This is a genomic window from Lactococcus sp. FSL W8-0209 (assembly GCF_038006585.1).
Taxonomy (GTDB): Bacteria; Bacillota; Bacilli; order Lactobacillales; family Streptococcaceae; genus Lactococcus; species Lactococcus lactis.
This window is the reverse complement of sequence record NZ_JBBOVN010000001.1, coordinates 1,371,985-1,397,489: the sequence shown is the minus strand read 5'-3', so window position 1 is coordinate 1,397,489 and position 25,505 is coordinate 1,371,985. Positions and strand designations below refer to the sequence as shown.

Genomic DNA, 25,505 nt, shown 5'->3' with positions numbered 1-25,505 from the left:
ACCTCCAAAAAGGATGGTGTCTTTTTTTTATGCTTATCTCTCGTTTACATTTTCTTTATTAACCTGAGATCTTTCCCAATTATCGACTAATATCTTCTTATATTGAGGTCTTTCAATCGCTGCTTTTGCATTATACTGTCTTAATTTGGTAAATGAGAATCCACTGATTAAGGCTAAACCTACAAGAAGTATAACAATTTTCTTTGTTTTTCTCTTTATATTTTTAGAGAATAAAGCTCTAACCATAAGAATCATTAAGATACAGATAATTGTTGGTATAACAAATCTGAAACTTTTGAAAGGTGCAATTCCTAAAAATTTAGTTACTGGTGAAATAAAGTAAGTTCCATAAAAGAGTGCTGTCATTCCGACAATAACAATAGCTCTAAAGCGGCTTAACGGACGGCATAAGAGATAGAGTGAAAAGAGTTGAACACTACCAATAACCAAAGTTACATCACTGATAAACTCCTTATAATGAGTCACAAAGTGTCCATCAGTAAATGTCGTATAGATTGGGAATTTATAGGCCAAGCTGAACATTACAAATATAGCAATCCCAATAATGATTCCCGTAGGTAGAGCGTTGTCTCTAATTTTTTGGAGAATATCATCTTCATTTCTTTTTTCATCTTTTTCTAGCACAAGTAGAGCACTAGGAATTCCGACGGTAAAGATACCCATCATCATTAAATTTATTGATTCTAATGGGAAGAGATGACGTGTAATTAACAATAGAACTGTTAAGGTAAAGATGTATATCACTCTTAGAAGATTCATACTAGCGACACGTGTAATATTATTAATTACCTTTCTTCCCTCTTTGAGAATATTTGGAAGAACAGAGAAATCATTTTTCAATAGAATAAATTGAGCAACTGACTTTGTAGCTTCATTACCGCTTCCTAAGGCAATTGGACAATCTGATTTTTTAAGGGCAAGAATATCATTAATTCCATCACCAATCATTCCCACAGTATGACCATTTGCTTGTAAGGCAGCAATGATATCACGTTTTCTTTCTGGAGTTATGCGACCGAATATTGTCTTTTCTTCTACCACTTCCTGTAGTTCTTTTTCACTTTCAGGAAGTTCTGATAGACCAATATAATCCGCTTCTAAACCGACCTCTTTTGCAATAAGTGAGACCGTTTTTGGATGGTCACCCGAAATAATTTTAATCTGAGTCCCTTGTTTTTCAAAGTATTCTAATATTTTTTTAGCTTCTTTTTTAGGTCTATCTTTTAAGAAAATAAGACAAAGAAGTTGGCTTTTTTCTCCCGAAACATTATGAGAGAGAGCGAGAATTCTATAACCTTTTTCCAAAGCTTCCTCAATATCAGCTTGTTGTTTAGGAGTGACATCTTTTGCTACTAAATCAAAAGCTCCTAAAATATAATTTCCTTTATTTTTGATTTCTACAGATTGATATTTAGTTTCTGAGCTAAAAGGTTGATATGAAACTAATTCAAAGGTATTTTGTTGACCACTAGTAAAATATTTTGTCAAAGCCTCCATTGAGGAATTTTGTTCTTTATCTAAGGAGATAATATATGAAATGATATCATTTGTTTCAGCTTTATCATTATAGTATAGAACATTTTCAACATTCATTTGTCCTTCGGTAATTGTTCCCGTTTTATCTAAACATAAAACATCAACCCTAGCCAATGTTTCAATTGCTGATAACTCTTGAGTCAAAACATCCATTTGTGAAAGTTTAATGACACCTAAGGCCAAAGCAACTGATGTAAGCAAGACTAATCCTTCAGGAATTAAACTTGTAATCGTTGTTGCTGTTCCAACAATCGCCATCTTTCTTTGAGGAATCACTGACAAGTTTAATGACGAAAAGACGAACTGATTCAGCAAAACAAGAATTGAAATAGGAATAATTCCTATTGCGATAATTTTTAAAATTTTATCAATTTGTTGTTGTATTTTTGATTTTGATTTTTTTAAAACTGAAGCTTCTTTTGTGAGTTTACTGATAAAAGTATGATTCCCGACTGCCTGAACTTGTGCTTTTGAAGCACCTTGCATGACAAGACTACCTGAATAGATGAAATCACCCATATGTTTTTCAATAAAATCAGATTCTCCCGTAATCATGGATTCATCAACATCTAGTCCTTCTTCCAAACATATCGCATCCACCGGAACCTGAACACCTTTTTTCAGACAAATAATATCATTTAAAACAAGTTCTTCTTTTTCAATACTTACTTGTTCACCTGCTCTTATCACTTCTACTTTATCTTGTTTTAGAATAGAAAGTTTTTCAATAATTCTTTTGGCTTTAATTTCTTGATAGATACCAATTGAGGTATTAGAAATAATTGAGAAAATAAACAGCATATTTTTATAAGAACCAATGATAAATAACACAACCGCAAGTACTAGATTGAGTAAATTAAATAAGGTCATTGAGTTTTTAATGATAATATCTTTATTTGAATTCCCAACTTTAACCGTCATGATATTCAAATTCCCAAGTCTTTTTTGTTCTTCGACTTCTGCATTTGACAGTCCTTCGGTCATGTTTACTTTATTCAATATCTGCTTTTCCTCCTAAACTAATTTCTTTAATTATTATATCTAAAATTTTTCCTTTTTTTCTTACATTTTTGAAAGTATTTGAAAATTATTTTATCAAAAAAGTTATTAGAAGGCTAATAATTCTAATAACTTTTTAGCTTTTAAATTATTTATTGATTATAAAAGATTTTTATTTGTTCAATATTGAACAAATAAAAAAGTCATCTCATGCAGTGGCTAAAAAAACATGCATTAAAAGACGTTTTTCAACTAAATTTATCTTTTGGAGATTAACCCTCTGGTCTGATATTAATAAAAAATGCTCTCATAAGTTCAGCAAACCTTTTGACTTTTAATAGACAATCATAGCCTTAGTGAGTATGAATGATTTGTAGCATCTATTACTCTACTCTTGAACAATTGACTTTCAGTTGAATATAGGAAGAATTACTCCAAAATAAAAACCACTAAAATTTTCAAGTGGTTTTTATTTTTCAATATTCATGTGTTTTAAAGAAATCAATTCATCCTTATTAAGCCCTTTATATACAGGACCATTTATAATATCGGACTAAGTAATCTCGAAAAGTTTTGCTTGATTTTAAGCCAGATAGATTGTTGGGCAATTTCTTCATCTGTAAGTAGCTTTGATTTTATTAAGTCTCGCTCAAAGGTCCTGCTCATCTCTTTTGCTACAGTTTCATCATAACAAAAGGCACTTATCTCGAAATTTAATTCATAACTGCGAATATCTTGATTAGTTGTACCAAATACACCTAATTTTCCATCCATTACAAGGGTTTTAGAGTGTATGAAGCCATTTGTATAATTGTATATTTTCACACCGTGTTTATGCAGATAATTTGCGTAATATTGTGTTGCTCTAAAAATAAACGGATGATCTGGCATATTGGGAATCATGATTCTTACATCAACACCAGAATTCGCTGCTGCTACAAGCGCCGTTATCATAGAGTCATCAGGTATCAAGTAAGGCGATTGAAGCCAAATATAGTCTTCCGCATCCATAATCATTTTAATAAAACCTGTTCTTAAGGTTTTATTATCACTCTCTGGTCCGTTAGCGACGATTTGAATATCAATGTTGCCTTCTTCTTCTGGTACCACAAAATATGAATCTTTTCGTTCGAGCTTATCTTTAGGATCTCTGACTGAAACATTCCAATCTCGAATAAATGTTTCTTGAAGACCAAAAGCTGCTGTACCAACAATTCTACCGTGTGTATCACGCCAGAAGCCAAACTTTTTACTGTTATAAATATATTGATCACCAACATTAAAACCTCCAGTCCAACCAATTTGACCATCTATCACTACAATTTTACGATGTAAATGATAGTTAAGTCGGGTTTTTGTTAGTGTATTACGCGATGTGATAAAGGCTGTAACCTTACCTCCTGCCTCTTCCAAAGGTTTAAAGAAATCCTTTCTCGTTTTTCCTCCCCATGGATCGTAAACTACTCTAACTTCCACCCCTTCTTTAGCTTTTTCAATTAGATGGTCGCGAAAAGCAGTCCCAATTTTGTCATTAAAGAATGCATAGTACTCTACATGAATATTATCTTTAGCATTCTTTATGTCGTCAAACAAGGCTGAGAATTTATCTTCTCCATTCAGATAAAAATTCACTTTATTCCCACGACAAAGTGGTGTACGTTCCATATTATTAAAATATCTTTTCAGTAATTTTTCATGGGGTGCCATTTCTTTTGGCTCAAATTTTTCATTATTTTCACGCACTCTTTGGGCAAGAATAGACAGATTATATTTATTTTCTTCTTCAAAACGATTTGTTGTCGTTCGATCAAGCCCTCTTCCTAAAAAAAGATAGCCAAGGAAACCAACCCCTGGTAAAAAGAACAAGAACATAGACCACGCAAAAATACTGGCAATAGACCTAGGTTTCCGAAAAATTGTCACAAGGGCAAGCAATGTGTTAATCGTTATTAGTGTTCCCATCAAACTATAGATTGTCGCAAGTGACATAAAATATTTCTCCATAATCTCCATAAAATAATATTATTTATCTAATTATATCAAAATTTATTGGATACTTTATTTATTTTATCTAAGCAAAATTTAATGTTATTTTTATAAGTATTATTGATTCATTAATTCTTAATGCATTTGTCTTATCTATACCATTTAAATAAACCAACTCTGAAAAAAACTATCTCAGCCTCTTCTTTGTCACGCGCCCTTACAGTAGCAAAAGAAAGCCTATCCGCAATACACACATCTTTTCTTTCAGTATCAAATTTTCAAAATTTATCTCATTGATTTTTTCTCCTCAAAGGAAATATTATATGTTATCAGCCATGCGGATGCATTTCTTGAACAAGAACTACCAGTAATTATTTTAATCATTTTTTCTCCTATTTTTTTCTTTTTAACGTGTGATATATGATTCAATCAAACTGAATAACATCTCCTAAATTAATTGTTCCATTTCTATCTGCTTGTTCATTTTCTTCAGTTAACCCTGAGTTATTGATATAGGATGGAAAACTTCACATAAGAATTCCAATAAGGTAGAATCCGGGCCATCCATTAAGTCAAACCGAGAGTCATTAAAAACACACCCAAAATTCCAAGCATCATTGTTAATGATATGTTGCCACATCTCTTCCTCTACGTTATTAAATCTTTCATCTGTTGTTACCATATTTTCTAAAGGATAGATCCTTTTCAAGAAATCTATTTCTTTAAGTCGTCCATAATATGGATAAAAGTATTTTTTATCACTTCCAAAATAGATCTGTTCAATACATCTATTTTCAAATAAGTCGAAAATATCATGACGTATCAATTCAGTAATTTTCATCTTTTCAATCTTTTTTATATTTATTCTAATAAAATTAATTGATGACTTTCAAATATAATAACAAAACAGTACTTCATTAATACTGTTTTATTAATACTTATGTAGCACATTTCTTTCAAAACATAATATAGCAAAATACAAAAATATTTACGATTAAAAGTTTTAATTATTCTACCGGATTCGTTAAATTTGCATGTTCTGCAATTAATTATGAAACAATATCGTTCGTTTTCGAAAATTATTGTCTCATTGAATCCGTTTTAGTGATAGTTGATTTTGCCACCCAAGTCCCACTATTAAATGGATTTTGAGCCATTGTGTTTGATTTTCAAGATAAAAATTTCTTGCCATTTTACTCAACTTAACCGAGTTAACAACTGCTCTTTAGAGCTCAGTAGAGCCGTTTGTCTCATTTCACCCAACATTCACAAAGATAATGTTAGCCGTATGTCAATAATAAAGAATAAATTATATATCTTTTAAATAGGAAAATGTACTTATTAAGTGCTTTTATTATCTCTATAAATTAAACCCCAAATAACGAGTGTTTACTTTGCTGTCTTTATTCTCTGACAACTCAGTTTTGAGGTTTTATTTTACATAAAAAATAATACAAGAAAAGGTACGTAACACCAAATTTCAAACAGAATCATCGTTGTAAAACCTTGTTAAGCTATTGAATTGCCGCTTGAGAATTCGAGCTGGTCTAAATACCAATATCATAAATAGAAAATTCCCTAATCCATGCATCAAGTCAAAGGGAAGACCAGCAATATAATAAATTTCAAATGATGAAATTTGTAAAACAAAAACCTCAAACATTGAGATTACAATTCCATAAATTAACCCCAGTATAAGGCATAATATTGCTTGCATAATTAAAAACTTCATAATATCAATTTTTATAACCAGCCAATATAAAAAAATTATTAGAGAATATGCTAGTAACTGACCGACTACCCAGTAGCCCATTCCTAGATAAACGGATGTTGCTATAATCGTCATGTCAGCAATAATAATTGCTTCGCTCAATCCAATATTTAAACAAATGAGTAAGTAGATTGTTGTTAAAGGAGTAATATTTGGCAGATATGAAAATGGAAAACGAATTACGGAGCACAGTGCTATTGTCATCGCAATTAGCGTAAGCTTACGAACTGTCAATTTAGTATTTTTCCAAATAAAATCTGATTTTTTCACCATTTATTATTTTAACGCCCCCCGCGCCAATCACTGATCTTTTTCCATTTATATCAAACATTAAATAAATTGATTCTTTTGTATTCTGCCTTAAATTACCGACAGAGGTAATAAAGCCCTCGTCCTCTTTTGCATTCAACTGAGAGATTGCAAATGAAAGTAAGGTAGTGCCTTTTTTTACTTGATAACGCTTTGATTTTCCCTCAATTATTACAGTAACTGTGTTCTCTTTATTTGAGTGTGCATTTGACGTATTTCTTGGTAGTTCACTCTTTGAGGTGAAACAAGCTGATAACATCACCAATGCAAAAACTAGAGCGACTATCACTTGGAGATTTTTAACTATTTTTTTCATACGGTCTCTTCTGTCCTATCAATCATTTCGACATTTTCCATTTTTTCAACAGAAATGCACGAAAGCCTCTTCCTATTTCTTTCCAAAATGCAAAACATACAATAACTATAACTAAAATATTATTGATGATATATGTGACATCGGCTCCAATAGCTGATGCTAAAAATCCTGTGTACAGGATTCCAAGAGGGACGATCAAATTTGCAGAAAAAGAAAGGAGAGCAAAAAATCGACTTTGAATATTTAAAGGAACTTGGCTCTGAAAAAAAGACGTCATTGGTACATTCACTAAAATTGTAATAAACCCAAGTAACACTTCAAAGAAAAGCATTAGTCCAAAGAAAACAAAAGCATTAAAAGAGATTAAAAAAACTGATGAAAATCCAATTAAAACCATGACCAAACTGTTTAGCACGAAGAGTTTGGAAATATGCTTTTTGAACTCAATTTTTGAGTTTTTAGCAATGAAAATCCCTGATAATATTACACCTATTGAAAAGGCAATTGACACCAGTCCAAAAATAGAAGTTGGAAGATGATATTTTTGAATGGCAATCCCTGGGTTCGTCACTTCTTCTGATGAAGCAACAAAAAAGTTAAGTGCCATAATGAGCAAAAAATATTTTAATATCGCTTTTTCTGTCCGAATAAAATGAAGGCCTATCCTAAATTTTTGGACAAAACTTTCTTCAACAATTTGATCATTTCCTCCGTTCTTACTTTCCAATGGAATAAACGCAATGACCACAGCTGCCAAAACATAAAGTATAGCTAAAATTAAAATAACACTTGAGAAACCGAACACTCCATACACCAAGGTTCCAAGCATCGGTGCACCGAAAACAGAAAGGTTATCTAAGATACTTTTAATACCATTATATTTTTCTAATTCTGATTCATCAACAAGTTCAGTAAATAGAACTTTTGAAGATAAATCAAGCATCATAGAAAAAATTGCAACTAAGATTGCAAAACAAACAAGATAAATAAAGTCATAACGCCCAAACTTTAAGAGCATAGACTCAATACTACATAAGATTGCAAGGGTCAAAACTGAAAAGAATGTTACTTTCTTCTTTTCATATTTTTCAATCCACACTCCCATAGCTGGAGTAAGCAAAACACTCGGTAACATTGTAATCGTAAAAAATAAACCCGAAAGACTTAAAGAATGGGTTGTTTTCAAAATGAATAACGGGAATACTACGGGTAAGATTGCTCCTGCAAACTCAGATAAGCAGCGAGAAATAAACAAATATTTAATTTTAGACAAGACAACTCCTTAAAATATGAATAAGACCAGAAAAAGAGAAAGTCTATCACTTTCCCCTTATCAAAAGATTAGCAATACTTTGTGTTCATCTCAGAATCTACTGCTTGAGCAGAATATTTTGTGGATTGTACTTCCATCACTTCAGCAAGTGATTTAATTTTTTCGAAATCCATTTTTCGCTCTCCTTTATTAAAATTTGTATTTTTTCTCCGGTGAGGATTTATACATAAACCTCATATCATGACTTTCAATACCTTTGATTCCAAAGCGTCCACGATCAGTTTTTCTAACTTTTCAACAGGTAAATTTAAGCCCGAGCGTGTTATCTCAGTAAACCAGTCCTGAATCTTATGCGAAATCGTGAAGTATTTTAATAACTCATGCCCCAAAACATTAGTCTGTATCACTTCCTTAAACATCTTGTTGTATATCAACAAATCCGTTGAATTATAGTGCTCAAAAAAATAATCGTTCAGGCATAATTTATATTTTCCTTCAAAAATTTCATCCATAGTAGAATATTTTTCTTGTGAATTTTCAAGTTCCAAAAAATCATAATAGGCTAAATCTGATTTAATATTATCTAAAGCAAAGGTAATCTTAGCATTTCCTATCTGCAAATCTGAAGTAGGATAAGAAAGAAATATTCCATGCTTAACATTATACAAAAGAGTCATCTGCGTTTCTTCATCTATAATCAAGCTAACATAGCGATTTATTTTAAGACTTTCATTCTCAAAACAGAATCCATAAACCTTATAAGAACGTTCTGCTGCCCTTTTTTCACGTTCGTTGATTAAATCAATTTCTGATGGGAGAATAGACTTAGGGAATTCAATATCAAATTGTTGAGCATCAAAAGAGGTTTGCAGAGAAATTTTAGAGCTACGCATCGTGCTCACAAGTTGTTTGGCCTCATCTGATGTCAAGCCTTCGTGAATATTATAATCCCGAGAGAGCCTTAAATCTTCATCATCAGCTGGTTCTAAAATTTCAATATTAAATACTTCGGGTTTCTCATAAACGCCTGCGCCCACTTCAAGTCCAAACGTGCCAAATCCCTTTGTAGAATAAGGAAGGCCATAATCCTTTTTGGATTTCAAAATCATTTCATTTGCAAAATGATAGGTATTCTTTGCTTCTTCTAAGGTTTCTGTCGGAAATCCTGTCATAAAAAAGAGGTGAACCGAAATTCCTGCTTCAAAACAATTTATAATATTGGGTTCAATCCAAGCAATATCAATATTTTTATCCATCAGGTCCAGTACCCTTTGATTATAAGATTCAAGCCCAAATTGAATATTAGAACATCCCCCTTTTCTCAAGATTTGTGTCGTATCTGCGGTAAGCAACTTTGAAAAGCGGGTTTCGCAATACCATGAAATGTCTTTCTGCTCATTGTCAATCAGTAACTTTGCAATTTGCTTCATTTTAGGCACAAGAAATGTTTCATCTACAAATGAAAAATGAGAAATGCCGTATTTTTCCTTCACAACTTCCATGTTTTCTACGACTTTTTTAGCAGGCATATGTCTAAATTTCCCCCCTGAAGCGTTAGGAATTGTACAGAAGGTACACTTATTTACGCAAGCTCTTGAGGTATAAATGGGAATCCATAGATTATCTGTGAAGTATTTGGAAATATCAAATCCATCAAAATCTGGCGGTAAGCTATTTATTGTTTTAGACTCTACGATCTCATTTCGTTTCAAATTTCTATGATCATCCAAATAATATAGATTAGGAATGTTTGAGTAATCTTTATTGTTTTCCAACTGCTGTAAAAAAGATGATAAGTTTTCTTCACCATCATAAAGAAGCATAGAGTCAATGTAGTTCCAAAAAGGATGTAGATTACCAATAAGTGATGAAATACGAGTAATAAAATTACCGCCTAACTGGATGTGTTTTACGCTTGGACATAATTCTTTAATTGCCTTACACATTGTTAAAGTTGGAATGAGTTGGGTATTTCCTGTGACAGAGAAACCAATATATTCAATCTCTTTATTTTTAATTTCTTCAATGGTTGAACAATCCTTTTCAAAATATTCAATGAGTGGATTGGCTGCTCTATCTGATAATGCTTTCATTATCTCTGAAGTGGAATCGTGCGAATATTTGAAATGCATGCTGTTAAAATCGATTTCGAATCCTTTATAAACTTTTCCTGCAAGATAATTCAAATTGGATAAAACATTCCAAGCAAACTTTCTTTGCCAAGACTTTGAATCTTTTGAGCGTATTATATCTTTTGCTTCTTGGATATGTAATGTTGAATTGAAATAAATACTCTTTTTTAGAGTTGAAGTTTCTCTACTCATCCGCTTGAAAAACTGTTCTGAGAAGAAAAAGTCATAAAATTCAACATTTTCATCACGAATTAAAACCTCTTGATTATTTTGTTGAAGATAGGCTTTTAATACAGGCAAAGATAAATAGGGCCCCCGTGGATCCCAACCTGGCGGAAAAATTAACATTGACTTCATCATGAGTACTCCTAAAATAAAATCTCAATAACTAAACTAAGTTATCGAGATTTTATCATTTTATCTTAAATATTTTTTAAACTTTTAAATATATGAAAACATTACAATTCTCCTAAATCGTAAATCTCTTCATAAAGCTCCTGAGCTGCTTGAGTATATCCATATTTTTCGATGTCTTTAGCACAATCTTGCATCATTAGTTTCCCTTTTGGGTCCTCCAATAGATGGAGATAATGTCCTTCCAAATATCTTAATGTAATGGCTTCTTCAAAAAACTCAATCGGTATTCCGATTGTCTTAACACGATTAAGACAAACCAATGCCTTCTCTAATTTTTTTCGATTAAGCCAGGTGTCTGCAAGATTCAACATTGTCCGAATGACCATTTGTTGGTTCTGGTGAACATTTTTATAGTAACTTGACTTATCAAATATTTCTGTACCATAATAATCCAACATATTATCGTCAAGATAATGCTGACAAACACTGAACACCCAAATTTCATACCTCCCCCACTGTTCTACTAAATCCAAATAACTCATCAAAACATCAATATCATCTTTGGTGGGGTTCCCACCAGCAGTAGAAGCGAGTGATACCTTAGATACAATGTAATTTAATTTGAAATATTTTTTATCCGAATTTTTTTCTGATTTCTCTTTCCAATAATGCAACCATTTTTTGATTTGATTCAAGTCTTTGATACGATGGGCTTCTCGAAGCTCATCATGAAAAGTATAGTCTTCAGACAAGGAATAATTATCATAAAAATCTTGAAATTCATCTAACGAGAGTTGAGTGTTTTCGAGCAAAAGTAAAAATTTATCAATCGTGAGTGAGGTTTCTCCACGTTCAAACTTTGATTCCTGAGCCAAAGAGAATTCATTTGCTGTCACTTCTCTAAGTGTTAAGTGCTTCGCCTCTCTAAGAATCGAAAATATCTTGCCAGTTTTATTTCCCATTATTTTTTCGCTTTCTCATATATTCAAACAAATTATACCAAAAATCTCTGTAAGGTATGAGGTATGTGCTCAGAGTGATATTATGGAACAAAAAAATGGAGCTTATACTCCATTTTTACGCTAGTCTTCATCCTTTGCAGTCCCAATGTGTGGTTCCAAACGATTAGCTGGATTTAGTCATAATGCATTGTGAAACTTCTCGCTTGCTTTGTTGCGTATGCTGTTGTATTTTCTGAGACAATTATATGCGCTCAAATTCTTGTACCACTGTACCCATTCAAATTTAAATTATTTCTTATTTATATATACTCGTTGTTTATTTACGTCCAAGCATTTTTCTTCAAATTAGACTAAATCACTCTAAATATCACTTTTTATTTATTCATCTTAAATTCTAAATATAAATCATTATAAATTCCAGTCCAATATGGATTAAGGTTTTTGTAGGCTTCATCGTCTTTGATGGTTGCTTCATCTGGATAAAAGGATTTATTATCTCGAATTTCTTTGGGTAAGAGGGCTTTGGCTTTCAAATTTGGGGTTGCATAACCAATCCACTGCGCATTTTGGGCTGCATTTTTGGGTTCTTGCATGAAATTGATAAATGCGTAAGCTGCTTTGACGTTTTTAGCTGTTTTTGGAATGGCTAAATTGTCATACCAAATGTTTGTTCGCTCGGGGATAACGTATTTCAAATTTTTATTTTCAGAGGTCATCTCTGCTGCTTGTCCGCTATAAACAACGGCCAAAGGTGTTTCATTATTAATCATGTAATTCATGATTTCATCACCCAGAATTGCTTTTACATTTGGCGTAAGTTTTAGAAGATCTTGATAGGCTATATCTAGCTCTTTTTGGTTGGTTGTATTTAATGAATATCCATGTTTACTAAGGACCATTGCCATAACGTCACGCACACTATCTGTCAGTAAAATTGAGTTTTTGTAAGTTGGTGACCAGATATCATTCCACGTTTTTGGTGGCCTTGTTACTGTTTTTGAATTATAAACAATCCCTAATGTTCCCCAAAAGTATGGAACAGAATATTGATTTCCTTGGTCAAAAGCCGGATTGAGGAGTTTAGGGTCATCATCTTTTAAACCTTTAATTTTACTATGGTCTAGCTTAATGAGCAAATTTTCTTTGGCCATTTTTTCAATCATGTAATCAGAAGGAACAATCAGGTCATAAGCTGTTCCTCCTTGTTTGACTTTTGAATACATGGCTTCATTGGAATCAAAGGTCATATAGTTTACTTTATAACCTGTTTCTTTTTGAAATTTACTAATCAGGTCTGGGTCGATATACTCTCCCCAGTTAAAAATGGTCAGGCTATTATTTTGAGTTTTGACTCCATCAGCAGCTTTCATTCTATTAGTAATCAGTCCTAACGAGGCAGTAATAATCAAAATTCCTACAAAGAAGTATAATAATTTTTTCAAGTTTCTCCTTTCTATACTTTGAGCTACAAAGTATCAGTAAAATAGTTTTAAGTCAGATTTGAAGATTTTCCAACAGTTTCTGAATCTCTCATAATATAATAATAGCCTATAACTAATAGAATTGAAAAGAGAAATACAAGGGTAGAAAGGGCATTAATTTCTAAAGAAATTCCAGCGCGAGCTCTGGAATAGATTTCAACTGATAGGGTTGTGAAATCATTTCCTGTGACAAAGAAAGTGACAGCAAAATCATCTAAAGAATAAGTAAATGCCATAAAGAAACCAGCAATAATTCCCGGTGTTAAATAGGGCAGGGTAATTTCACGCATTATTTGGCTTGAATTTGCCCCTAAATCATTTGCGGCATCAATGAGTGAACTATCCATTTCTTGATAAAGCGGCATTACCATCAGAACAACAATAGGGATAGAGAAGGCAATATGACTGAGTAAAACAGACATAAAACCAAGTTTCATTCCAACAATTGTAAATAAAATCAGGAAGGAAGCTCCGATGACAACGTCTGGGGAAACCATTAAGACATTATTTAAGCCCAGTAAAGTTTCACGACGTCTTCTCTTGAATTTAACAAGGTTCAAAGCACCAATTGTTCCAATAACTGTAGCAATCAGTGAGCTTAAAAAGGCGAGAAAGAAAGTCTGAACAACAATCAGAATTAGACGACTGTCAGCAAATAACGTTTTGAAATTATCTAATGTGAAACCTGTAAATTTACTCATATCACTTCCTGAGTTGAATGAGTAAAAAATAAGGTAAAAAATAGGTGCATATAAAAGGATGAGGACAAAGGTGAGGTAAACTTTACCAAGCGAATTTTTCTTTTGCAAATCAATCTCTCCTTTCTTTCGTCATTCTCATGACAATCAACATGGCTACAACTAAGACAACAGCAATGGTTGAACCCATTCCCCAGTTTTGTGTCGTTAGGAAGTGTTCTTCAACGGCCGTACCGAGTGTGATGACTTTATTCCCACCGATTAAACGCGTCAGCATGAAGAGTGACAAACTAGGAATAAAGACAGCCTGCACTCCAGCTCTGACACCGTTTAGTGAGAGTGGCCAAATCACTTGAGTAAAAGTTTGGAAACGTGAGGCGCCTAAATCGGCACTCGCATTTACCAAATTATCATCTAAATCATTTAAAGCATTAAAAATTGGTAAAACCATAAAGGGAATGGAAATATATGATGCGACCAAAATAAAACTTAGGTCAGTAAATAAAATCTGTGTCCGTCCAATTCCCAAAAACTGTAAAAAGTTATTAACTGAACCATATTTACCAAAAATTCCAATAAAGGCATAAGCTTTGAGTAACAAGTTAACCCAAGTCGGTAAAATAATGAGCATGAGCCAAAATTGTTTCATTTTTAGTTTGGTCAAAACATAAGCTACGGGGTAGGAGATGACAAGGGTTGCTACAGTAATAATCAGTGCGTAGAGAATAGAGTTCCATGTCATTAAGAGGTAAGTTCCGCTAGAAAAATAGAGGATATAATTGTTAAGGGTAAAGTGACCATTTAAATCAAAAAATGATTGCCATAAAAGCATGGCCAAAGGGACGATAACAAAGAAAAGAATCCAGAGAAAATAGGGAACAGAATAAATTCTTTTGGTCACTTATTGGCCCCACTTTCTTTATTTTCTGACTCAGGTTCATTCTCTTGCTTTTGTAAAATTTCATTCACTGTTTCAGCAAGTTCTGTCAATTCCATCGTGTTTTCAAGCGCTTCTTTAACGGCTTCTTGAATGGCAGCTTCTTCTTCGGCATTTTCTTCTTCGACAGCATTAGCTAAACCGACCGTTTCTTCTTCTTCAACATATTCTTCAATACGTGCATCAAATTCTTCTTCGGTTTCATTAAGACGCATGATGTGAATGGCTTCTGGGTCAAAATCGAGTCCAACTGTTTCTCCAACAATGGCTTTATGTGTTGAATGAATGAGCCATTCGTTATTAAATTCATCGTAGGCTACAATTTCATAATGGACGCCACGAAAGAGTTGAGTATCTACTTTTACATTGAATTTGCCTTCGTCAGGAAGTGTAAACCAGATATCTTCAGGGCGAATAACAACCTCAATTGGTTCATTTTTACGCATCCCACCATCGACAGCTTCAAATTTCTGACCATTAAATTCAACGAGGTAGTCTTCAATCATTCTTCCGTTTAGAATGTTTGATTCTCCAATGAAATCAGCAACAAAATGATTAATTGGTTCATCATAAATATCAGTTGGAGTCCCTGATTGCACAATTTCGCCTTCATTCATGATGAAGACCCAATCAGACATCGCTAGCGCTTCTTCTTGGTCATGCGTAACAAAGATAAATGTAATTCCAAGACTTTGTTGTAACTCTCTTAATTCATATTGCATATCTTTTCTGAGTTTCATATCAAGTGCTGAAAGAGATTCATCAAGTAAGAGAACTTTAGGGCGATCAATTATGGCACGGGCAATAGCTACCCTTTGTTTTTGCCCTCCTGATAATTTAGTAATTGAACGCTTTTCAAAGCCATCTAAGCGCACGAGTTTTAAACTCTCAGAGACACGCTTGGCAATTTCCTTTTTATCTACCCCTTTAATTTTAAGAGCGAAAGCGACGTTATCAAAAACGTTCATATTTGGAAAAAGAGCATAGGATTGAAAAATAGTATGAACATTTCGTTTATTTGCGGGTAAGTCATTAATTCTTTTATTATCAAGAATAACATCACCATCGGTTGCATCAAGAAGCCCAGCAATAATATTTAAAATTGTTGATTTTCCTGAACCTGACGCGCCCAAAAGAGTATAAAATTTTCCCTCTTCTAGTTCAAATGAAATATCTTTAAGAACGGTTGTATCAGTGTCAGCATAAGTTTTACTGACATTTTTAAATTCGATAATTGTTTTTGACATTTTTTTAATTCCTTTGAATATAAAGATGTGATAAGCCGTAAAATTGCTTGTAAGTAATATAAAAAACCAAGCCAACGCTTGGTTTCATCATCAATTTAAGTTTTCTGATTCCAAAAGGACAAACAGAAAAATCTAGTGCAGAGTCTATACAGCAGAAGAACTTTTAATACTCTTATTGATGCGCCAAAGCGTGTTTTTCTTGGGTGGGGCTTTTATATTCCCCATAACTCCTAAAAAGAGTTAATCAATAAGGCAACGAAAGTCGCCAATTTCGGCTTTTGACCCGGCTGTCCGTCTGGCCTTGGCTCAATTTTTACTGACAAATCGTCAATATTTTACTGACGAAAAGTATTTTTGAGAAATTTTTAGTTTCGTCAGTTCAATGCGACCAAAGGAAGTCATTGAATCGGTGGATAAGGGAAGTTTCAGCTTTGCTGAAATTTCTATCAGTAAATTAAATCCAGAATTCAACCATTAAATTGGCAGATAGAAAGGTCTAATTTGCTGACGGCTTATTCATCAGTAAAATTGAGCGGTCAAATCTTCTGTATATGCACAGAACATCATTAATTATAGCTTAAATTAGATGATTTATCAAGTTGAAATTTGAAAAAGACAGGAAAATCCTGTCTTATTTTTCACCGATTATTCTAACTTCTGGTTCAAGAGTAACCCCTGAGTTTTCTTTCACTTTATCAATAACATGTGCGATAAGTTTTTCGTAATCTGTCGCATTACCATTTGCAACATTTACCATGAAACCTGCATGTTTTTTGCTAACTTCAACACCGCCAATGCGTACACCTTGCAGATTAGCTTCTTGGATTAGTTGTCCCGCAAAATGACCGACTGGGCGTTTGAAAACTGAACCGCAACTTGGATATTCCAAGGGTTGCTTACTTTCGCGCAGGAAATTGAGTCGATTCATTTCATTTTGAATTTGAGTCGGATCACCTGCTTGGAGTTCAAATTTTGCTGACAAAACAACCAAATTTTTGTCACGAATGACAGAATGACGGTAGCCAAATTGCATTTCACTTGCGGTCAGAACCGAAACGTTTCCGTCAGTATCCATAACTTTGCAACTTACCAAAACTTGAGAAATTTCGCCACCATAAGCTCCAGCATTCATGAAAACAGCACCGCCAATTGAACCTGGAATTCCGCAGGCAAATTCAAAACCTGTCAGTGAATTCGCTTGTGCCACTTGTGTTACTTCTTTTAATTTTGCACCAGCTTGAGCTTCAATCGTATAGCCAGCTACTTTTACTGATTCTAATTTTTCAAGTAAAATCACAAGGCCACGAATTCCACCATCACGCACAATCAGATTTGAAGCATTCCCAAGCACAGTAACTGCTGTGTCAGTTGATTTTGCTTTGACTAATAATTCTGTCAGTGCTTCAATTGTAGCTGGAAAAGCTAAGATATCTGCTGGTCCACCTACTTTTGTATAAGTATATTTTGATAATGGTTCATTAAATTTAACCAGCAAATCTGGGATATTTTCAAGGTCAGTTTCTTTTATCATATCCTTATTTTATCATTTTCTATTAAAGATGACAATTTTGTCTTAAATTTCGGCTTTAACTTTCTTTTTATTCAAGAAACCTTTAGCTTTATCGAAGATATCAATCGGGAAGGCTTTGCTCAAAACATTGCACAAACCAAGCGCTAAATTGAAATCAATCATACTGTGAACAAGACCACCAAAACCAATCAATAATAGAAGATTAAGTAGAGCAGCTTGATCAATATTTGCAAATCCTAAAGAATAAAAAACATAAACTACTAAAGTTTCCAAACCAGCATGAAAAATACCGAGAATAAAATTAAAAATTTGGATTTTAACTTTTTGATGAACAAGTTCAGGATGTTTCTTTAGGACATAAGCACCCACTGTCATTACAGGGAGATGCATAAGGGCACGCAACCAGATAGTTGGTACCGGAATACTAATCATAAATCCTAGGGTAGTTCCTAGAGCAACAAAAGCGGTCATTAATGGACTGAAAAACATGGCAGCCATTACAGGAACATGTGAGGCAAGCGTGAATGATGCAGGACCAATAATAATTTTAGCCGGCATAATCATTGGAATTAGAATTCCAAGTGCAGTTAGCATCGCAGCAATAATCAGATTTCTGACTTTTGCCTTTTTTGTTTGAGCCATTTGAGTTTCCTTTTCTTTTTAAACTCTTGCTTTAAAAAAGCGGACAGTAGGGCAATAATGGTTTTTCATTTAAATCACATTTCCTGTCAATAAAAGAAATTTAATTATTCATTACTTTTAATTTTAAAAAAATGATCAATCAAAAACCTTGTTCTGACAAATAAAATGAAAGTTAGTGAACTACTTTACATTCTTTTTTGCTTTAATGATTATATCATTTTATATGTAAAATAATCAAGAAAAAAATCTGTATTTATAATACAGATTCTTCTACTTGTAATCCATTACTGTCAACTTCCAAGGAATAAAGTTGACCAGATAAATTTTGCTCATTAATTTTTTCTGTCAGTAAATTCAGCTTATCATCGGGTAAAAGGAGGATTACTGTTGGCCCCGCCCCAGATAAATAAGTTCCATAAGCACCAAATTCATGACCAATTTCTCGCAAAATTTTCAGTTCAGGAACTAAAGAAGCGCGATAATTTTCATGAAAACGGTCAGACTCTATCATTTGCCCAGCAACTTTTAAATTTTTTGTCAAAAGACTGGCTGTCAGTACATTTGCAATAGAGCTGGCAGCAACGGCCTCTTTGTAAGCCAATTCCTTAGGTAAAACTTTTCGACTTTCAACAGTTTTTAACTCATAGTCTGGAACAAAAGCTAGAAGTTTACATGAAGGAAAGTCTGAGCTAACATAATTCGTTTTGTCAGCAACAGTACTTGCTATAACTAAATTTCCTAAAAGTGCTGGTGCAACATTATCAGGGTGTCCTTCAATTTCACAAGCAAGTTCAAGTTTTTCTTCCGTTGTCAAATTTAGCTTTGCTAGTTGATTAGCCAATTCAATCCCAGCAATAATGACTGAACTTGATGAACCCAAACCTCTTGCTAAAGGAACTTCCGAAGTCATTTTCAAATGATATTTTACTGACAGACTACTATTTTTAGCTTTCAAAACTGCTGACAGCGTGGTCAGTAATAAATTTTTTTCGTCAGTAGGAATATTATTTCCTAAATCATGGTCAATTTTCCAATCATTACTTTCTTCAAGTACTTCCACTGTCAAATACAAGTTGACCGCAATACCAATTGAATCAAAACCTGCGCCTAAATTTGCTGATGTCGCTGGTACAATAATTTTCATTTTCCTAGTCCCCCAAAACTTTAAAATAATTAAGTAATTTAAAATCTACTTCTTCTTTTAATTTATCTTGAATGGCCAAAAGTTGAACGCGGTTAATCTGATGACTGATAATCACAACAACTGCGCGATGTCCATCACCTTTTTGTTGTAAAACTTGTTCAAAAGAGACATCTTCGCTTGTAAATAACTCCACCAAGCGCAATAATTGCCCAGTTGAATCTGGTGTTTCAACGGAAAAATAATATTTATTTACAATATCATGAGGATTAGCTAAGCTCGTTGGACGTGCGTATTCATTAAATGACTTCCCAATTGTTCCATCTTTTACCCGTTTAACAATTCGAACAATATCAGCTAAAACACTCGTAGCGGTTGGCTTTTGACCTGCTCCCGCCCCATAGAACATTGAATCACCAATTCCCTCTGATTCAATAAAAACAGCATTCATAACACCATTGACACTAGCCAATGGATGACTTTTTGGAAGAAAAGTTGGGCTAACCTCAGCGAAAATTCCTGATTCAACCTCATTAATTTCACCTGTCAATTTTAAAACATAGCCAAATTGTTGAGCAATCTCAACGTCAGTTTTTTGAATCGTTCTGAGGCCAGATTTAGAAATTTGATCGGGACTTAGCGTCATTCCGAAAGCAAATTCACTTAAAATCGCTAATTTATAACTGGCATCAATTCCGTCAACATCATTTGTTGGGTCAGATTCAGCATAACCAAGTTCTTGAGCTTTGGCCAAAGATTGGTCGTAAGTCCATGCCTCCTCTGACATTTTCGTCATCATAAAATTACTTGTTCCATTAAGAATTCCTAAAAGATGTGTGATTTTGTCTGATGAAAATGAATTGGCTAAAGTTCTTAAGATTGGAATCCCACCAGCAACAGCCGCTTCATAATAAAGAGCAACATGATGTTTCTCTGCCAAAGCACGCAATTCAGTTCCATGAACAGCCAGTAAATCCTTATTGGCTGTGACAACATTTTTACCCGCTTTAATCACTTTCGTAATGTAGGTCTTAGCCGGTTCAATCCGTCCCATCAACTCAACAACAATTGAAATCTCAGAATCAGCTAAAATTTCTTCTAAAGTTAGAACAAAATCATATTGATAACCCTGTGCTCTAGCTTTTTCAATTGCTTTTTCATCTCTCATCAAAACTTTTGAAATGACGATTTCTTCATCTAAAATTTTCGATAGTTTTTCTTTATTCTCAGAAATTAAAGTTGGAAGCCCAGTTCCAACTGTCCCAAACCCCAATATTGCTATATTTACTGTCATCACTTCTCCTTTTCAAACAAAAATTAAATTTTAAGATAATTCAAAAAATAACTTTCGCTCAATTTCTTAATATTATACCATTTTTATCGAAAAAAATTTACTGACAGAAAGCTCAGTAAATTTAAAAGAATAAAAATTACTGACAGCCTTGTCAGTAATAATAATTTCACTATTTTTTAAAGCAAATCTAGTTTTTTCAACTCATTATCGATTTGTCCCAAAACTTCATCAAGATGTTCAGGATTATTGACAAAATCAATAGAATCACCATCGATTCTCAATTTTGGCGAAATGTTGTAATTTTTATACCAATCAGGATATTCATCATGCACTTGAGCATAATAATCTTTTAGTCCTTCTTGATTTTCAATTTGTTCAAATGAACGACCCCGTTGTGCAATTCTTGAGAGCATTGTTTCAAATGAGACATCAATATAAACCAATAAATCCGGACGTTTTTTGGGCATTCCATCAAGTTCTTCTAACATGTTTGCTAATAACTCTTGATAAATTTCCAATTCAGTTTTTGTTACATTTCCATTTTTATAGTTCAAAGTTAGGAAAAGTTCATCCTCAAAAATCGAACGGTCAAGCACGTTATTATCCTGACGATAAGCCATTTTAATTGATTCAAAACGTTTATTCAAAAAATAGATTTGTAGCAAGAAAGCATACTTTTGAGGATCTTGATAATAAAGATCAAGTACAGGATTATTGTCCACCGCTTCATAAAAAACATCCGTTTTTAAATGTTCTCCTAAAGCCTTTGCTAGACTCGACTTCCCTGCACCAATTGTACCTGCTAATACGATCAAAATTGTCTTTTCCTCCTCGTCATTTCTTCAAAAGAAAGAAATGAATTTATAAATCTATTTTATTATAGCCGAATTTTTTAAATTTACAACTATTTATTAACTTTAAAAACTAAAAAATTATTTTAGTTATTAATTCTCTTTTTTCAAAAACTCACGAACTTGAGATGAGAAATAGAGAGAGCCTGTAACTAATAACAAATCATCTTCAGCTAAATTTTTTTGCGCACGAACTAAAGCTAATTCCCAACTTGGAGCCAATTCAACCCCTTCTTCTTCCAAGTTTTGAAAATCTCCCAAATTCAAAGCTTTTGGATAATCAAAAGTTGTCAAAATCAAATGTGAATTTTTCACAGTTTGAAGCATTTTTATCATTTGACTAATATCTTTTGTAGTAATGGCTGAAAAAATGATTGTAATCTTTTTATCTGGAAACTCAGAGCTAAGGTTTTCAAGCAAACGATTCATCGCATGAACATTATGAGCACCATCCAGTAAAATGAGTAGTTTTTCACCCAATTTTTCCATACGAGCTGGCCAAAAAGCCTCACGAATTCCAGAACGAATCACATCCTCAGTCAATTCAATCCCAACCTTACTTGCATAAACCAGAGAAAGTTCAATAGCCATACCAGCATTTTCTATTTGATGTAAGCCAACTAAAGATTTTTCAATATCCAATATTGCTTCTTGACCAGAAAAGAAATTAAAATGTTCGTGTTCTTCCACTTCCGTACGATAATCATATGGAAATTGATAAACACGCGCTGTATTTTTTCTAGCCACTTCCCATATAACCCGAAGTGCTTTTAATTCAATATTTCCAACAACTACTGGAATTCCTGGTTTAATAATTCCAGCCTTTTGAGCTGCGATTTCTTCAATCGTCGAACCAAGAATATCAATATGATCTAAACCGATTGTTGTGATTCCAGAAACAACAGGTTTAATCACATTTGTTGAATCAAGAAGTCCACCTAAACCAACTTCAATAACCGCTAAATCAACCTGCTCATCAGCAAAATATTTAAAAGCCATTGCCGTGATAATTTCAAATTCCGTAATTCCAGTCAGTTCAGCATCTTTATCAAGTTCTGCAACAAGTGGTTGGATCATTTCTACATAATAAATTAATTTATCATCAGCAATCGGTAGTGCATTAATCGACATCCGCTCACCAAAAGTGGTGATGAAAGGACTTGTGAAAGAAGCAACCTTCAGACCTGCCTGCATAAAGATTGAGCGTGTGAAAGCGACTGTGGAGCCTTTTCCATTTGTTCCAGCAACGTGAATCATTGACAAAGACTCTTCTGGATGACCAAGCAATTCTAAAAGGGCCGAAACACGACTTAGGCCTGGGCGAATATTAAATTTTAAACGTGAATGTATCCATTCCAATGCTTCTTCTATAGACATTTTGTGACCTTTTCTACTTTATCTTTTGTATTGATAATATTTTTTAAATTCATCAGGAGCTTCAGTTCTATCAAGAAGGAAAAAAGGCAATTCAGCAAGGTCTGCTTCTTTTTCTTTTAGTTCCAATAGAAAACGAAAATCAATGTGTTGATGTTCTTTCTCATTCTTAATTTTGTTGTAAGGAATATTAATCAAGTTAACATCTACCAACTTGCCTGATTCTGACGCTGAAAAACCTGTTTCTTCATGGAACTCACGAATCGCAGTTTCCAATGGCTTTTCTCCTAGTTCAACATGACCTGCTGGAAGCAAAAGCTCCTTTTGATAAGGGTGTTCAATAAAAAATAGTTTATGTTTTTTAAAAACTAATGCACTTGCTGACAATTGTAAATCTGGATTCTTTTTCCCCCGAAGCTCTAAAGTCGAATTTTTCAATAATCGAATAATCTCGGAAAATTTTTCTTCACTTCCAATAGCAGATAAAGCTTGAATTTCAGCAATTAAGTCTTCATTCATTTTTAAAATTCCTTATAAATTTCAATTGCATCGAGTAAACGTTTAGTCTCCTTAACATCATGAACACGCAAAATCCGTCCCCCGTCAGCAACCATTTGCGCTTCTAGGACAAGGCTTGAAAAAAGCCGCTCATCTCCTTGGGCATTGAAGAGTTTTCCCATAAATGACTTACGAGAGATTGCAATCATAAGAGGTAAACCTATTCTGCTTAAAATTTCAGTTGCTTTAACCCGCTCAAGACTATCTGAACCTGAATCTCCATTAAAAAAACCAACTCCAGGATCAATAACGATTTGTTCAGCTTTTAAACCAAGTTGAAGTAACTCTTCTTTTTTATTTTCAAAAAATAATGGAAGTTCTTCATAAACATTATCAGCATAACTAAAACCAGCTCGCCCATTATTCATAGCAACTAAAGCCGGTTGATACTTTTCTACCACTTTTAATTTGTCATTTGTATCAAAACCATCAATATCGTTAATAATATCAACCCCAGCGTCTAAAACTCGTTCCATGACATAAGCTTCATCCGTATCGACAGCAAAAATCGCTTTAGGAAAGTTTTTTTTCAACTCAAGAATAGGTTCTTTCAGTCTGTTCCATTCCTCTTCTGGGCTAATATCGTCATATCCTGGTTTCGATGATTTCCCTCCCAGCTCAAGAACAGAAGCTCCATTTTCTAAATCAGCTTCTACTCTTTTTAAAATATGAGAGAGGTTTAAATTATCTGGATTTCCATCATAAAAAGAGTCTGGTGTAACATTGACGATTGAATAGACAATTGACTTTCTAGTTAAATCAAAATTGAAATTTTTACCTGACCAAATGATTTGATGACGTTTATAAATCACTTCAAGCATTTTTTTATCTTCATCATTTTCAAAAAGATTAATCAATTTTGCTAAGTCATCAATTGTTAAAACTACTAACAAGGAGTCTGGAGTCAGTCTTGTCAAACTACCATTTCGATAAAGTTTTTTTTGAAGAGAAATCATTTCATTGTGATTTAACTCATCAAATTTTAGGATAATATTTTTAAGAGAAAAAGATTCTTGATTAAGTTCTAAGATTTTCATAAAAGACTTTCTAAAAATTCCATTCTTTTTTCGTTATTTTCTTTAAATTCACCTAAAAAATAAGAAGTTTTAGTAATAGAATTTACTTTTTTTACTCCACGCATTTCAACGCACATATGACGTCCTTCAACAAGAACTGCCACTCCTTTAGGATTCAAAATATCAGTCAAAATATCTCCAATATCATGAGTGATATTTTCTTGAACCGAGAGTTTGCGCGAAACATAATCAACTAAACGGGGAATTTTTGACAAGCCAATAATTTTTCCATCAGCTGGAATATAGGCAACATGAGCTTTCCCAAAAAATGGTAACATATGATGCTCACACATTGAATAAAAAGGAATATCTTTAATCAACACGATTGAATCCGTTTTAGAAGAATCAATTTCAAAAAGTTTATACTCATTAAACTTGCTTAGACGTTGTGACGAAAGAATTTCTTCATACATTTTAGCTACTCTCGCTGGAGTTTCAAGTAATCCTTCTCGATTTGGATTTTCACCTACTGCAAAGAGAATCTCTTTAACGGCATCTTCAATACGATTTCTTGGTGTTTTTTCTTCTTTTATCACATGGAGCTCTTGTTCACTTACTGAAAGTTCAGCTATTGCTTTTTCAATTGTCGCATAATATTTAAAGTCTTTATCAATAAGTTCAAAAATAGGTTTCAAGACAAAAAGACGATTAAAAGCTTCTTTATGTGGAATAACCAAGTTTTCTTCTTGCATTTCTAGGTCACCATAGAAAATAATATCAATATCTATTGTTCTTGGCCCCCAATGAATTTTCCGCTCACGGTTCAAAGATAACTCAACTTCATGAATAAAAGATAATAATTCCAAAGGTTCAAGTAGCGTTGCCACCTTTAATGCCAAATTAGTAAAATCATCTTGTTTGACGCCGCCGACTGGAGTACTTTCATAAAAATTTGATACTTTTTCAATCATAATTTTAGGGTGTTTTCCCAATAAACGAATGGCTTCATGTAAATAATACTGACGGTCACCAATATTACTTCCCATGCTTAAGTAAGTTGTTTGCATAAGTCC

The 25,505-nt window shown here is 33.3% G+C and carries 21 protein-coding genes; all 21 read right to left on the bottom strand.

Annotation, left to right across the window (positions count from 1 at the left end; genetic code table 11):
* Positions 1-33: 33 nt before the first annotated feature.
* On the bottom strand, positions 34-2,541 hold the full coding sequence (locus tag MKX45_RS06930) for an HAD-IC family P-type ATPase (RefSeq protein ID WP_081037443.1): 2,508 nt from the start codon (positions 2,539-2,541) through the stop codon (positions 34-36).
* A 555-nt stretch (positions 2,542-3,096) separates the two neighbouring features.
* Entirely contained in the window at positions 3,097-4,545 is a 1,449-nt protein-coding gene (cls, locus tag MKX45_RS06925; RefSeq protein ID WP_057720240.1) for a cardiolipin synthase, read from the bottom strand.
* Between the two features lie 490 nt (positions 4,546-5,035).
* A complete protein-coding gene (locus MKX45_RS06920; RefSeq protein WP_015426367.1) occupies positions 5,036-5,383 on the bottom strand; it encodes an AbiJ-related protein in 348 nt (115 codons plus the stop codon).
* A gap of 639 nt (positions 5,384-6,022) precedes the next feature.
* Positions 6,023-6,586 carry a hypothetical protein gene (locus MKX45_RS06915; RefSeq protein WP_015426366.1) on the bottom strand — a complete coding sequence of 188 codons (564 nt, stop codon included), beginning with the start codon at positions 6,584-6,586 and terminating at the stop codon, positions 6,023-6,025.
* Positions 6,549-6,938, bottom strand: a complete 390-nt coding sequence (locus MKX45_RS06910; protein WP_015426365.1) for a DUF4430 domain-containing protein — start codon at positions 6,936-6,938, stop codon at positions 6,549-6,551. The genes MKX45_RS06915 and MKX45_RS06910 overlap by 38 nt, the downstream gene beginning before the upstream one ends.
* A 22-nt stretch (positions 6,939-6,960) precedes the next feature.
* Complete coding sequence (locus MKX45_RS06905) at positions 6,961-8,211, bottom strand: MFS transporter (RefSeq protein WP_240664855.1); 1,251 nt, start codon at positions 8,209-8,211, stop codon at positions 6,961-6,963.
* A gap of 233 nt (positions 8,212-8,444) precedes the next feature.
* Positions 8,445-10,703 carry a B12-binding domain-containing radical SAM protein gene (locus MKX45_RS06900; RefSeq protein ID WP_057720242.1) on the bottom strand — a complete coding sequence of 753 codons (2,259 nt, stop codon included), beginning with the start codon at positions 10,701-10,703 and terminating at the stop codon, positions 8,445-8,447.
* A gap of 98 nt (positions 10,704-10,801) precedes the next feature.
* Positions 10,802-11,662, bottom strand: a complete 861-nt coding sequence (locus tag MKX45_RS06895) for an Rgg/GadR/MutR family transcriptional regulator (protein ID WP_340816939.1) — start codon at positions 11,660-11,662, stop codon at positions 10,802-10,804.
* Positions 11,663-12,036: 374 nt separating this feature from the next.
* A complete protein-coding gene (locus tag MKX45_RS06890) occupies positions 12,037-13,104 on the bottom strand; it encodes an ABC transporter substrate-binding protein (protein ID WP_057720244.1) in 1,068 nt (355 codons plus the stop codon).
* A gap of 47 nt (positions 13,105-13,151) precedes the next feature.
* Positions 13,152-13,952, bottom strand: a complete 801-nt coding sequence (locus MKX45_RS06885; protein WP_029343880.1) for an ABC transporter permease — start codon at positions 13,950-13,952, stop codon at positions 13,152-13,154.
* A 1-nt stretch (position 13,953) separates the two neighbouring features.
* On the bottom strand, positions 13,954-14,742 hold the full coding sequence (locus MKX45_RS06880; protein ID WP_012897758.1) for an ABC transporter permease: 789 nt from the start codon (positions 14,740-14,742) through the stop codon (positions 13,954-13,956).
* Entirely contained in the window at positions 14,739-16,025 is a 1,287-nt protein-coding gene (locus tag MKX45_RS06875; protein ID WP_003132123.1) for an ABC transporter ATP-binding protein, read from the bottom strand. Before MKX45_RS06875 ends, MKX45_RS06880 begins: the two co-directional genes overlap by 4 nt.
* A gap of 631 nt (positions 16,026-16,656) precedes the next feature.
* The gene (gene murB, locus MKX45_RS06870) at positions 16,657-17,556 is read right to left on the bottom strand and encodes a UDP-N-acetylmuramate dehydrogenase (RefSeq protein ID WP_015426357.1); all 900 of its coding nucleotides are present in this window, start codon (positions 17,554-17,556) and stop codon (positions 16,657-16,659) included.
* Between the two features lie 42 nt (positions 17,557-17,598).
* The gene (gene niaX, locus MKX45_RS06865; RefSeq protein ID WP_003132120.1) at positions 17,599-18,198 is read right to left on the bottom strand and encodes a niacin ECF transporter S component NiaX; all 600 of its coding nucleotides are present in this window, start codon (positions 18,196-18,198) and stop codon (positions 17,599-17,601) included.
* 253 nt (positions 18,199-18,451) lie between these two features.
* A complete protein-coding gene (gene thrB / locus MKX45_RS06860) occupies positions 18,452-19,342 on the bottom strand; it encodes a homoserine kinase (RefSeq protein WP_128267745.1) in 891 nt (296 codons plus the stop codon).
* A gap of 4 nt (positions 19,343-19,346) precedes the next feature.
* Positions 19,347-20,633 (bottom strand): homoserine dehydrogenase, encoded by a 1,287-nt coding sequence (locus MKX45_RS06855; protein ID WP_057720246.1) that lies wholly within the window; start codon positions 20,631-20,633, stop codon positions 19,347-19,349.
* A 176-nt stretch (positions 20,634-20,809) separates the two neighbouring features.
* Positions 20,810-21,451 (bottom strand): deoxynucleoside kinase, encoded by a 642-nt coding sequence (locus MKX45_RS06850; protein WP_057720247.1) that lies wholly within the window; start codon positions 21,449-21,451, stop codon positions 20,810-20,812.
* 126 nt (positions 21,452-21,577) lie between these two features.
* Entirely contained in the window at positions 21,578-22,861 is a 1,284-nt protein-coding gene (locus MKX45_RS06845) for a bifunctional folylpolyglutamate synthase/dihydrofolate synthase (RefSeq protein ID WP_340816938.1), read from the bottom strand.
* 18 nt (positions 22,862-22,879) lie between these two features.
* A complete protein-coding gene (locus tag MKX45_RS06840; RefSeq protein WP_021721819.1) occupies positions 22,880-23,377 on the bottom strand; it encodes an NUDIX domain-containing protein in 498 nt (165 codons plus the stop codon).
* 2 nt (positions 23,378-23,379) lie between these two features.
* Positions 23,380-24,453, bottom strand: coding sequence for a dihydropteroate synthase (gene folP, locus MKX45_RS06835; RefSeq protein WP_057720249.1), 1,074 nt, complete (start codon positions 24,451-24,453; stop codon positions 23,380-23,382).
* Positions 24,450-25,499, bottom strand: a complete 1,050-nt coding sequence (gene folE, locus MKX45_RS06830; RefSeq protein ID WP_057720250.1) for a GTP cyclohydrolase I FolE — start codon at positions 25,497-25,499, stop codon at positions 24,450-24,452. The genes folP and folE overlap by 4 nt, the downstream gene beginning before the upstream one ends.
* Positions 25,500-25,505 lie beyond the last annotated feature (6 nt).